11 protein-coding genes are annotated in these 12,101 nt (G+C 63.5%); 3 read left to right on the top strand and 8 right to left on the bottom strand.

Going from position 1 to position 12,101, the window contains the following annotated elements:
* A partial coding sequence (locus ACFE99_RS16065; RefSeq protein ID WP_375486978.1) for an acyl-CoA dehydrogenase family protein occupies positions 1-826 on the bottom strand: 826 nt, incomplete at its 3' end.
* 430 nt (positions 827-1,256) lie between these two features.
* Between ACFE99_RS16065 and ACFE99_RS16060 the strand changes: the two genes are divergently transcribed.
* Positions 1,257-2,432, top strand: coding sequence for a cytochrome P450 (locus ACFE99_RS16060; protein WP_375486976.1), 1,176 nt, complete (start codon positions 1,257-1,259; stop codon positions 2,430-2,432).
* Between the two features lie 91 nt (positions 2,433-2,523).
* Positions 2,524-3,408, top strand: coding sequence for a glycosyltransferase (locus ACFE99_RS16055; protein WP_375486974.1), 885 nt, complete (start codon positions 2,524-2,526; stop codon positions 3,406-3,408).
* Positions 3,409-3,694: 286 nt separating this feature from the next.
* Here the strand turns inward: ACFE99_RS16055 and ACFE99_RS16050 are convergent, their stop codons facing one another.
* From ACFE99_RS16050 to ACFE99_RS16025, 6 genes are all read right to left on the bottom strand, one after another.
* Positions 3,695-4,870: a cytochrome P450 gene (locus ACFE99_RS16050; RefSeq protein ID WP_375486972.1), complete on the bottom strand. Its 1,176-nt coding sequence runs from the start codon at positions 4,868-4,870 to the stop codon at positions 3,695-3,697.
* Positions 4,871-5,310: 440 nt separating this feature from the next.
* A complete protein-coding gene (locus ACFE99_RS16045) occupies positions 5,311-6,024 on the bottom strand; it encodes a hypothetical protein (RefSeq protein WP_375486970.1) in 714 nt (237 codons plus the stop codon).
* Positions 6,025-6,733: 709 nt separating this feature from the next.
* Positions 6,734-7,645 carry a TauD/TfdA dioxygenase family protein gene (locus ACFE99_RS16040; RefSeq protein ID WP_375486968.1) on the bottom strand — a complete coding sequence of 304 codons (912 nt, stop codon included), beginning with the start codon at positions 7,643-7,645 and terminating at the stop codon, positions 6,734-6,736.
* A gap of 363 nt (positions 7,646-8,008) precedes the next feature.
* Positions 8,009-8,482, bottom strand: coding sequence for a hypothetical protein (locus ACFE99_RS16035; RefSeq protein ID WP_375486966.1), 474 nt, complete (start codon positions 8,480-8,482; stop codon positions 8,009-8,011).
* Between the two features lie 201 nt (positions 8,483-8,683).
* On the bottom strand, positions 8,684-9,253 hold the full coding sequence (locus ACFE99_RS16030; protein WP_375486964.1) for a hypothetical protein: 570 nt from the start codon (positions 9,251-9,253) through the stop codon (positions 8,684-8,686).
* 296 nt (positions 9,254-9,549) lie between these two features.
* Positions 9,550-10,698, bottom strand: a complete 1,149-nt coding sequence (locus ACFE99_RS16025; RefSeq protein ID WP_375486980.1) for an adenylate/guanylate cyclase domain-containing protein — start codon at positions 10,696-10,698, stop codon at positions 9,550-9,552.
* A gap of 16 nt (positions 10,699-10,714) precedes the next feature.
* On the opposite strand from ACFE99_RS16025, the gene ACFE99_RS16020 reads away from it, so the two are divergent.
* Entirely contained in the window at positions 10,715-11,209 is a 495-nt protein-coding gene (locus tag ACFE99_RS16020; protein WP_375486962.1) for a DNA-deoxyinosine glycosylase, read from the top strand.
* Here the strand turns inward: ACFE99_RS16020 and ACFE99_RS16015 are convergent.
* On the bottom strand, positions 11,204-12,101 hold an 898-nt coding region (locus tag ACFE99_RS16015), incomplete at its 5' end, for an amidase (RefSeq protein ID WP_375486960.1). The two genes, ACFE99_RS16020 and ACFE99_RS16015, sit on opposite strands and share 6 nt — an antisense overlap.

Genomic DNA, 12,101 nt, shown 5'->3' with positions numbered 1-12,101 from the left:
GCTGACCAAAGCGGAGGTGAGTCCGTGCATACGAGATCGACTCCTCGAGCTGGCGGCGCATTGTTCCCACGGCGGAGGCCATAATGAAACTGCGTTCCCACTCCATCGTCGTGGCAAAGACAGTCGCACCATTGCCCCAGCCGCCGAGAACAGCGCTCTTCGGGATCCGGCAACCCCTGAACGAGACTTCCCCGAGGGCGGCCGCGCGCAGCCCGAGGGTTCGCATACGGGGACCGACATCGAGCCCGTCAGTCCCGCGTTCCACGATGAAAGCGGTCAAGCCGGATAACGCGACTTCGCCTCCCGTTCGAGCCAGCACGATAAAGACGTCCGCCACCGGCGCGTTCGAGATGAAAACCTTTAATCCGTCCAAGCGGCAATGATCGCCGTCTTCCTTGGCGGTGGTGTTCACAGCGAACGCGTCCGAACCCGATCCTTGCTCGGTGATCGCCTGAACTCCCACCCATGACCCGTCACACAGCGGCGGGAGTAGGCGACGGCGCTGTTGTTCGTCCCCAAAAAGCCAGATCGGCAGCATCGCAGACCAGATATGAGCATTCAAGGCGAAAATCAGGCCATTGTCTCGACCACCATAACCCAAAGCCTCGAGGATAAGGACCGTGGTCACAAAATCTAAGCCCTGTCCACCGTACTCGGGCGGGATGAAAAGCCCCTGAATGCCAAAATCTGCGCATTGTGACCAGTGTTTTCTCCATATTTGGTCTCCCGGAGTGCTTTCCTCGGCGGGAACATCGCATACCGAGCGGCCGAACTGCTCGGCCTGATCTCTGAGTTGCGCCTGCTCCGCAGTAATACCGAAGTCCATTATCCTTTCCCCTCGCGCATCTGAATAAGACTAACGCGGTTCACAACCACCGGTGGTCGTAGCGACAAAATCCCGCCATTTCACTACCGGCGCCTTGGGATCTCCACATCTCCGGCAAGTGGTTCTTCGCGGTGGAGGAACAGGCACCACTGCTGGTGCGGGCGCCGGTTGCCGGCATGACCGCGGGCCCTGAGCGCTGGAGCGACCCCCGAAGCTGGACAGACCGTAGGATCTGGCACTTGGCGAGCTAGAACACCAAGCGCCGGCAAGCCTGCCAGGTTCCGTCGATCGACCACATTCAAGACTTCGTACGCGGCGAATTGACGTGGCTGAATGCCTGATTACCGCATTGCATCAACACCGTTTGCTCAAGGATGGTGATTTGATCCAATCCCCTTATAGGGGTGACTCCACCTAATACGATCGCCCCATGGTCGCCGTGGCGCAATTGCCGTTCGCGCGGGCGAATCCGTTGCAGTTCGCACCGCAGCTACGCGAGCTGCAAGCCCACGGTGTGGTGCATCGTGTTCTTACCCCGCACGGCGATCCGGCGTGGCTGGTTACCGGCCACGCCGAGGTGCAGCGACTTTACGACGACGAGCGGCTCGGCCTATCCCACCCCGAACCCGACAAGGCGGCCCGGATGCACGAGTCGGCGATATTCGGCGGGCCGATGGGCAACTTCGCCACCGAGCCGGCCGACCATGCCCGCAAGCGCGCACTGCTGCAGCCACACTTCACGGCAAAGCGTTTGGAGGCGTTGCGCCCGAGGGTGAACGCCCTAACCACCGTGTTGCTAGACGAGCTCGCTGCGAAGGGGCCACCGGCGGATTTGTACGCAGGAGTGGCGCTGCCGCTGCCGATACTGGTGATTTGCGAGGTGCTCGGGGTGCCGTACGAGGACCGTGAGCAGTTTTGCGCATGGATCACCGACGTCGCCAACACCAGCGACCGCGCCCGCTCCGAACTAGGCCGCGACCGGCTGTTCGCCTACGGCTGGCAGCTGGTCGCCAAGAAGCGGCGGGAGCCTGGCGACGATGTGGTTTCCCGGTTGTGCGCCACCGAGGGGGTTTCTGACCACGAGGCCGCCTTCCTGTCGATGGGACTGCTGTTCGCGGGGTACGAGAACACGGCCGCCCACATCTGGCTGGGCGCATTGCTGTTGTTGGCCAACCCGGAACAGTGGCGCGCCCTCGCACACGACCCCGCGTTGGCCGCGAAGGCGGTTGAGGAGACTCTGCGCGCGGCGCGTTGGGGCGAAGGCGTGTTCCCTCGTTATGCGCGAACTGACCTAGAAGTCGATGGGGTCACCATCAAGGCGGGGGACCTTGTGCTGCTAAGTGTCGGCGCAGCCAACCACGACCCATTGGTATTCCCCGACCCAGATCGCATCGATATCACCCGACGGGCAGCGGGACATCTGACCTTTGGCCACGGGGCCCGATACTGCATCGGCGCGCCGTTAGCCCGGCTCGAGCTGCATGCGGTGTTCTACCAACTAGCTTCTCGGTTCCCGACATTGCGGCTCGCCGTGGGTATCGAGGATTTGACACTGCGGACCGGCATGTTGTTCGGCGGGCTGCCCGAACTCCCGGTGCGGTGGTGATCAGCATCGCGGTGGATCACCGTGTTTCTACGCGAAACCACCCTCATTGTGCCGCGGCCACCAATCGAAGTGACGTCGCTGTGAATCCGTCGTGACGCCGCCTTCGGTCTCCGTGGTAGTCCCCACGCTCAATGAAGCGTCCGGGATCAGCGGACTGCTCGAATCGGTTGGCCACCAGACCTATCCGATAACTCAGTTGATTATCGCCGACGGTGGCAGCACCGATGGCACCCGCGAAGCAGTCGCCGTGGACCCAGCGGTGATCTTGGTCGACAACCCGCGTCGGCATGCTGCCGCGGGCCGCAATGTCGCGCTTAAGTGGTGCACCGCTGAATGGGTGCTGTTCACCGACGGTGACTGCCGGCCAGCGCCAGACTGGGCCGAAAATCTCATGGCAGCGGCGATGAGCGGTCCCGATGTGGTGGGCGTGGGCGGTCGGCTCACCGCGGAGCCCCAGAACGTATTTGAAACTGTCTGCGCGCGAACGTTGTTGAATGTAATCCTTCGACATCAGGCCGGATCGCGCAGGATCACCGCAAAGCGTCTCGACGGTGCTTTGGTCACCGCCAACTGCGCGTACCGACGCGACATTCTCGAACGGGTCGGCGGATTTGACGAGAGGTTCTCCAACTTTGGAGAAGATATCGACTTGATGTTCCGAGTGCTGAACCTCAATACCGGAACCCTGCTGCACACCGCCAATGCCGTTGTGGTCGCCGATATGCCGAACACACTCGGTGCGACGTTGAGCAAATGGCGCCAGTATGGGATGGCTTCGTCGCATCTCAACAAATACCACTACCGCCGACTCTCGGTGGACACCAGCCTGTACCGCAAGCTGTTCGGCCTCCTCTACAGCGCTGCAACGACGTCTTCGGACGCACGCACCGAAACGCTGATCGCAGCTGCCCAGCTGGCGGCGCACATCTTCGGTAAGCTCGAGGGCTCAGTGCGGCTGGCGACGATCAACCTCTGACAGATGTCTGAGCGCCCTGCCGCGGAACTCGTTCCCCGCTTGCGCGAGGGATTCACGATTACCGTGGCGACCGCAAGCGCGGCGGAGCCGGGCGCAGCGGGTCGCCGCCATCGGCACCAGTGGGGCGCTACTCAATCTCGACGATGAGCAGTACGGGGAACGGTAGGCGCAGCGATTGTTGCATTATCTTTTGACACGTCCGATTGGCGGTAGGTGAACGGCGAGACCATGCCGCTGACGGTTTTCAGAGACAGTAGCCGGAAAACTGGTCATGCCTAAATGCGACTCACCACCGCACAGGGAGTTCGGTCAGTCCGCCAAACAATGTGTCGGTCCGCTGTGTCAATTTCTCCACGCCCACCGCGAGGCGCAAGGTCGGGAACCGAGAAGCTAGTTGGTAGAACACCGCATGCAGCTCGACCCGGGCCAGCGGCGCGCCGATGCAGTACCGGGCGCCGTGGCCGAAGGCGAGATGTCGTGCCGCCGGACGGGTGATATCGACCCGATCTGGGTTGGGGAATACCGACGGGTCGTGGTTGGCTGCGCCGATACCTAGCAGCACAAGCTCCCCAGCCTTGATGGTCACCCCGCCGATTTCCAGATCAGTTCGCGCATAACGAGGGATAACGCCTCTACCCCTGCGCGCTGCGCGCAGAGTCTCCTCGACTGCGTCCGAGGCCAGCGTGGGATCATCAGCGAGCGTGCGCCACTGTTCCGGGTTGGCCAACAACACCAGTGCACCGAACCCGATTTGGGCCACCGTGGTCTCGTGTCCGGCCCACAGCAGACCCATCGACAGGTCGGCTGCCTCGTCGTCCGAAACCCCTTCGGTGGCGCACAATCGGGAAACAACGTCGTGGCCAGGCTCCCGCCGCTTCTTGGCGACCAGCTCCTGGCCGTAAACGAACAGCCGGCTAAGGCCTTGTTCGGAGCGGGCGCGGTCGCAGGTGTTGGCGGCGTCAGTGATCCACGCGCGAAACTGGTCACGGTCCTCGTACGGCACCCCGAGTAACTCGCAAATCACCAGTATCGGCAGCGGCAGCGCCACTGCAGTGTGCAGATCGGCCGGCGGCTCTTGGGCAGCCATTTCGTCCAACAACCGAGTGGTCAGGGCATTGACCCGCGCGCGCAGCGCCTGCACGTGCTTCGGCGCAAAGTGGGGTTGCAGCAGAGCGCGCTTCCGCGCGTGGTCAGCATGCTCGGTGGCGAAGTTGCGCTGCGGTCCGCCGAACATCGCCGACTTGTGCGTCCGGGGCGCCGTGTCTGGCTCGGGATGAGCCAGACCAAGCCGCTCGTCGTCGTACAGTCGCCGTACCGCGTCGTGACTAGTAACCAGCCACGCCGGATCGCCCAATGCGGTACGAACACGGTGGACCACTCCCTTGGCTTGCAGCTCGCGCAACCCAGGCGCGAGCTGCAGCGGGTGCGCCTGCTCGAAGGGCAATTGCACCACTACCGCCATGGCGACCTCCCGTCATTCGATTGGAGTCGCACATGCATTAGGAAAGCGAACACTATCACGGTCTTAAGCAGGGATTTGCTGCAATTTCCTTGAAGGTAAGGGTTCCCACTTCTGCATCACGCGCTAACCCAAAGTGCGGCGGGCGAGCATGCGAGATGTGTGCTTCGATGCTCGTCATCGCCCAGCAGCTTTCGGCGGTGACGGTCGCTGACCGGGCTCTTGTCCTCGAGCACCGCCGTATCGTCAGGGACAGCCCGCGACGAACTGACCCGCCCTCCCGGCGGGCGGCTCGCGGCCCTGCATCAGGTGTGGTGCAGTCGCCGGCGTGATTGCTCGCACTGATCGACACGGGGACTGGAGGATCGCCTGACTTGGCGGATTGAGGAGTCGGCGATGAACGACACCCGGGCAGTGGTTCGCTGGCACAGCCAAGGAGTCGGTCACCGATAGCCACTAGTCACAACCGCAAACTTCGGCATCGCCCGTGGCAGCGCTCCGGGCTTCCGCGGCACCAAGTCAGCGGGAGCGCCGACGACTTCATGTAACACCTCCCGCACAGCCTGCAGCGCCACGTGTTGCCGCATCGCCGTCTCGGCTTCGATGCGGAGCTGGCCGGGAGCTTGGTGAACGGACCACTCCGAGGTACACCATCCACCGGATAGCAAGGCATCATCGATGTCGCGCAGCGGTACTTTTTTGCCCGCAACGTCCAGCATCGACGGTGGACGCCCGATGTATTCGAAAACGAACGTTCCTGTAGCAGGACTGATATCGACGAGCTGTACTACGTCGTCAGTCCAGTAGCGCAGAAGCGGACTGGCTTTCGGCCACAACGTCGAGAGAACCACGACGCCGCGCTCCCCCACACCGCAGTGAGCGAGCGTGACAGGATCGAGCACTTCGACTGCCACCGGCTCGCACCGCCAGCTCATGGGACCGCCCCGCTCACCGGGACCTGCAACGGGGCCGAACAGTTCGGAGCAGCCGAACATGTTCAGCACGAGGGCATCCCACATCTCGGCCAACATCGCCTGCCGCCCGCGAGACAACACGTCACCGCCGCATACGATCAGCCGGACATGCGAAGGTGGTGCACCGCGAGTCGTTGTAAAGTACTCGCCGATCCGCGACGCCACCAGCGGCAGCGAGAACACCGCCTCGATTCCTTGTGCTATAAGTGCCCTGCAGATCGTATCGGGATCGGTTGGCGCGACCAGGTGCGGGATGCCTCCATTTACTTCAATCTGCCGACACATGAAATACGCCGCTGCGAGAGCCCGACTGGGCGCGATCACCGCACATCGAGCGCCATCTAGGGGAGGACAAAACTTGTGGATTGCGCGCATGGTCACATCCGCGACCCGCTCGTCGGCTTCGGACCAGGGCGACACGACGGGTTCTGCGGTGGTCCCGCTAGAAGAGAGGCTGGCGATCCAGCGGCCAGTTTCCGGGTACGGCCGCAATCGCCTCCGTAGGTCGGGCTTACGTGTGAAAGGCATCGACTCCCACGGCTCGAGCCGCTGGTTAGCCCGGCCGGTACGCTGATCGCCATCCCGTGCTTGGGCGAACCACTGGGTGGCCTTCTCAAGCATGGCCTGATCCACATGCCGTGGTGACACAAACGTCGGGCCCGTCGCGGCACTCCCGTGACCTTGTACAAATGCCACCAGCAAATGGTTACACCCACGTTCGCTGGACACGCAGGATCGCCCGATTCGACAACCTATATCGGAGCATCTCCAGCATTTCAGCAGCGCAAAGGCCGGCCCCTAACGGCTGCCAGGTGAGTTGCGATAGTTGGCGATCGACGTGATCAGTTCGGCGCCGGACTCCTGCGACATCAGAGTCGCTCGGAGGAAGTCGTCAGCCGGCGCTGGCCTTCAGCAGCTCGCCACTGATCACGCGGCTGCGTTGGCCGCGCACATCTACGGGCACGTCGCCTATCAAAGTGACGCGGTGCATGAGCCGACGCTGGTCGTCGTAGTCGTGGATGGCGCGGTGCTGAGTTGCCCGGTTATCCCAGATGGCTACGTCACCCAGTTCCCAGTCCCACCGGATGGTGTTCTCGGGCAAGGTAATTCGCCGTTGCAGCAACTCAAGTAGAACTTGTGATTCGTAACTGTCCAGACCGATGAACCCACGCACGGTTGCCCCCACCAGCAGGCTTCGTTCACCGGTCTCAGGGTGCACCCGCACGACGGGATGCTCAGTGCGGTAGTCCGGCTGCTCGAAACTCGCTTTCAATGCACGTTGCCGGTCGGTCATGGTGTCGGCCGCAGGGACGGCATAATCCGATCGGTTGCTGTGCAGCGCCCAAAGTTCCTCGCTGAGGTGTTTGAGCGGCTGGGGCAAGTCTTTGTACCCCGCCGCGGTCGAGGCCCACAGCGTCGACCCGCCGTAGCTCGGCAGGATGACCGCGCGGAGGATTGACGCGGCGGGATAGTTCGCGACGAACGTCACGCCCGTATGCCAATGGTTCGCCTTGATGTTTCTGGAGTCGATCGGCGTGATCATCGACGTGGTGTCGTAATCCGGGACCGGATGGCCAATCGGAGTGCCCAGCAACCTGGCGAAGGCATGCTGCTGTTCATCGTCGAGGTGGTGCTGGTCCCGGAAGAAGATCACCTTGTGGCGCAGCAACGCTCGGTAGATCTCGTCGACCGTGGCAGCGTCGAGATCCCCGCCGATTCGCACCCCGTCAATGCGTGCACCGACACGGCTGCCCAATTTCGTCACGGTCACCGGTGTGGTCGGAGTCGGGGAAGGAATTGTCATTGCATTCGTCCTTGATGAAGCTGGTCCCGACTGTCGTCCATCGGTCGTAGCCGTATGTCTACACCGATGTACCTCGCCGACGAGCCGGAACTGATGGAAATCTTCAGGATGCGATGTCCGTTGGGCCGGTAAATCGTGTGTTTCCCTGGTTTAGTCGGGAGGACGTGAAACAGTCCTCCATGTCGCTGACTCATTGTCGAGCAGAGGGCGATAACTTATATCGCGGCGCGGTCTGACCGGTCACAGCCGTCGCTTGAGATGTCCTCTAGCCGACGAGCAATCAGCCGCGCCGCATCTTTGATATTTGGGTCGTGAGTCGCCGGGGGTCGGCCGCGCATTGGCGCGCTTCAGCGTTCCGGCGCGTTAATGCCGTGCCAATGGAGGGCCGGTCAGATAGTCGTAAAGGGCGCCCGTTGCTCTCAGCGATATGGCGGTAATCTCTGTTCCTCGTCCGGCAAGCCAATCGAGAAGATTGTCACGTTGTTGGCGAGCCCAGTACCCACCGAGCCGATGACACCACCCACACTCCGGTTCCCACGTGTGGCGGATTGTATCGCCTGCTGCACCAACCGAAACGGTGCGGTCGCCCAGTTGCACGACGGGCTGGCATTCCCATATGCCGCGTACCAACTCGCCGGGTCTGTCGCCGGTTCGCACGAACTGAGCGACCACGAAGACATCGTCGGGCAGCACCGGAAAGGGGTCGCGTCGCAGTGCCGGAACCTCTTGTGCCGCGTGTCGCTTATCGTCGCAGTAGAAGGTGACCCTATCGATCACGGCAGCCTCCTTCCAGTTGGCGCTATGCACGTTTTGACGCGTTACCGGCGAGTACTTCAACTGTAGGGACCTGCGTCCCGCTCTGGGGTCTGTTCGCGGTGTTGCTGCTGCCGGTGGTTATGGGTTGCGCGCGACGTGCTGGACAGCTACTAGAGCGACGACCTCTGCACGGCGCTGCAGGCCCGTTCCAGCGCGCCGGTGCGCAATACTGGTCAAGCAACAGCGGTCGTCGTCGTCCCGCGAAGGTGAGCCAACCGACCTTTACGGCAAGTCCGGGCCCTGCGCTCTCAGGTCGTCGACCTTTGCCATCGCTTCGCGCAGTTTGGCCAGCCACTCCTCGGTGTGCTCGCCGACCAGTTTGACCGCCCAGGCCAACGCGTCGGAACGGGACCGGGCCACGCCGGCGTCGACCAGCGTGTCGAGCACCTGACGTTCGGGCTGCTTAAGCCGCGTCATGACCGGAACTGCGATGTGAGTGAACAGGATTCGCTCACCACCGACCTCGACGCCCCATGAGACCTTGCGCCCGTAGCGAGCCTGCGCCTCGTCGGCGATGTTCATGCGCTCCGGTCGGGTTTCCTCGCGGAACCGCGAAACACGTCCGGACGTGCGCGCTTCGCTTTCTTCTTGTCCCGAGCCCTCGGGTTCAGGCAGCTTGCCGATCACGGTGATCTCTTCGCGGTCGACGACGACCGTCGGGTCGCCGTCGAACCAGTCGTCGGGCAGGCGTCCCGCGAACCATTCAGCGGCGTCGCTGGCGTCCGGTTGCTCCGCCTGCTGCCAGCCGCCGGGGCGGCCGTACCGCCGCCCATGGATGTGATGATGTTTCATGATTACATGATTACACCATTACACAGTAAAGCGACGGTGTTTCTCCGGAAGCGAACACGACGCTGTCAGCGCTTACGCAGAACCGCGATTCCGCCCGCCAGGAAAGGCTCTAGCAAGGGGAATGAGGGTGAAAACCATTGATACATCGGAGTCGACGGCGTAGCTTTAGTAGCGAAGCAGACCCGGAAGTGACTGATCCGAAGTGCCGGTGTAAGGGGTGACAGAGCCGGCCGCGCAGGATATATGAGACGCAACCCCAGTGTCCTCCGGGTCTGCCCTTCTTTTATCCCGGACGGCTAACCGCAAGCCTCGTCGTCACCGCTCTCGCCGCGCCGGGCGCGAAACAGCTTAACTTCGCCCTTGACGCCCTTGAGGTGGCGGCCGCCGGCGAACGACCAGCTGAACCCTGAGCCGTCCCCCACCGCCTCCCGCACCGACTCGGCCGCCAGCACGGTGCCGGGCCGTGCCACGCCGGTCACCCGGCTGGCCACATTCACCGGGCTGCCAAACCAGTCGCCGGCCCGGCTTACCGCGGGCCCGGCGGCAATGCCTGCCCGCAGCCGTGGAAAATCGTTGTCGGTGTCGGTGACTTCGACGAGCTTGAGCACCGCGTCGAGCATCGGCACCGGATCGGGGCTGACGAACATCACCGCGTCGCCGATCGTCTTGATGAACCGCACCGGCGGGACGGCCACGTCGCGGGCAAGGCCGGCCAGGCGATCGGCCAGCTGCACCAACTCCTCGGGCGGCACTACCTCACCCAGGCGGGTGAAGCCGACGAGATCGGCGAAAGCCACGGCGACGTGGCGTGCGCCGGGCAGCGGTGCGCCCGCTGCTCGTTCGCTGGCGTTGACGGCTTCGGTCTCCATCTGGTTGCGCAGGTGCATGAACAGCATGTCGGTGATCCAGGGGCCCAGCAGCGGCGCGATCCTGCTCACCAGCGCGTAGGAGCGCTTCGCGACCTCCAGCTCGCTTAGGCCGGGTTCGAGGATGGCCGCCAGCGCGGTGTAACGCATCACCTCGGCGGCATGCGAGAGGCCTTCGGCGAGAACACGCACCACCTGAACCAAGTGCTCCGGATCGAGGCCGACTTCGAGGAACTGTTGCGCGTGCGCGGCAGCGATGCCGTCGGCCCGCATGTGCACGGCGGCGTCGGGATCGTCGACCCTGGCCAACCCGATGGCGCGCTGGACCCGTTGCAGCAACTCCAGGTCGACACCGGTTGATTCGCTGATCTCCCGCGCCGAAACATAGGTGCCGTCATCGCCGGTCAGCCGCCGCGACGCCAGCAACATCGGAGTGATCGCGCCCCGAATTTCGTCGACGGTGATGCCTTGTTGAAGTAGCCATTCGATCAGCTCGGCGCGTTCAGTGCGCGCGTTGCCTTCCAAGCCATCGAGCAGATCGTCCGGCACGTCCACCTGGTCAACGTATAACGCCCACAGCGCATGATGTGAGCTGATGACCACGCCGCTGCTGGAGGGATTACCGCCGATTGCCGCTCATGGCGCCCGGCTGCTGATCCTGGGCTCCTTTCCCAGCGCCCAATCACTGAGGATGCGCCAGTACTACGCCAATCCGCGAAATGCGTTCTGGCGAATTACCGCTGAGCTGCTCGGATTCGATCCGAACGCCCCCTACGCGAGCCGGTTGGCGGCTTTGCAATCACACGGGGTGGCGCTCTGGGATGTGCTGCGCAGATGCCGCCGCGCCGGTAGTTCGGATGCGAAGATCGAGCCGAACAGCATGGTGGTCAATGACTTTGCCGACCTGTTCGCGAACTACCCCACGATTACGCGGGTGTATTTCAATGGCGAGAAGGCGGCCACCGTGTTTGGCAGGCTGGTCCGGATCGACGCGCCGGTCAGCTATCAGCGCCTGCCGTCGACCAGTCCGGCCAATGCCGTCCCGCTTGACACGAAACTGACGGCATGGCAAGTGATTTCGCGGTCATGACACCGGCGGGCGCCGGTGCGCCCAGGGTCTGGCACTCTCGATCTGGGTGCTCAGCGCAAGCAACGTCGCCTCGTCGTAGGGCCGGCCAACCAGCTGAATACCGAAGGGCAGCCCGTCGCGATCCAACCCCCATGGCACCGCAGCGGCGGGCTGGCCGGTCAGGTTCCAGATCTCGAAGTACGGAACCTGGCGCGCGACCCGCAGCAAGCTCGACACCGCGCCGCGGCGTTGATAGGCGCCGACGCGAGGCGGTCCGGTGGCGTTCGCCGGAGTCAGCAGCACGTCGACGTCGTCGAAAATCGACTGGATCCTGGCGGTTAGCGCCGCCTCACCGGCGCGCACCGCTGCGATCCGCCGGTCGGAGATCAGGCGACCGATGCGCGCCATGTTGCGGGTACGCGCCTCCAGCCGCTCGGGATGCGGCAGGGTGCGGGCGTCGTCGTAAATGCCGCGGAAGTAGCGCGGCAAATAGTTTCCGGAGATCGCCGTCGGCGGATAGTCGGGGTCGCGGGCCACGACGTGGTGGCCAAGCTCGCGGAGCAGCTCACCTGCCTGGTGAACCGCCGCCTTTTGCTCCTTGCCGCACTTGACCATCAACGGGGGTGGAACCTTGGTGCTCAAGGCGATTCGTAGTCGGCCCGGGTTGCGCGCTGCCGCGGCGACGAACCCGCCGTCGGGGCCGGGCGGTGTCGTCGTCGCATCTAAAAACAACGCCGCATCGATCACCGAACGCGCTATCGGGCCGTTGACGCTCAACCCGCACCACGCGTCGTCGTGCGGCGACAGCGAGATCCGGCCGCGCTGGGTTTTGAGACCGAACAGACCGCACCACGTCGACGGGATGCGGATCGAGCCGCCGGTATCGGTGCCGATGGCCCCGGTGCACATGCCG

This window comes from uncultured Mycobacterium sp. (assembly GCF_964249325.1).
Lineage (GTDB): Bacteria > Actinomycetota > Actinomycetes > Mycobacteriales > Mycobacteriaceae > Mycobacterium.
This window is presented reverse-complemented; position numbering and strand designations above follow the sequence as displayed.

Coding starts and splice junctions, on each gene's coding strand:
- ACFE99_RS16030 (WP_375486964.1), bottom strand. CDS start 9,253: ATGAAACATCATCACATCCATGGGCGGCGGTACGGCCGCCCCGGCGGC.
- ACFE99_RS16050 (WP_375486972.1), bottom strand. CDS start 4,870: ATGGCGGTAGTGGTGCAATTGCCCTTCGAGCAGGCGCACCCGCTGCAG.
- ACFE99_RS16060 (WP_375486976.1), top strand. CDS start 1,257: ATGGTCGCCGTGGCGCAATTGCCGTTCGCGCGGGCGAATCCGTTGCAG.
- ACFE99_RS16040 (WP_375486968.1), bottom strand. CDS start 7,645: ATGACAATTCCTTCCCCGACTCCGACCACACCGGTGACCGTGACGAAA.
- ACFE99_RS16020 (WP_375486962.1), top strand. CDS start 10,715: ATGACCACGCCGCTGCTGGAGGGATTACCGCCGATTGCCGCTCATGGC.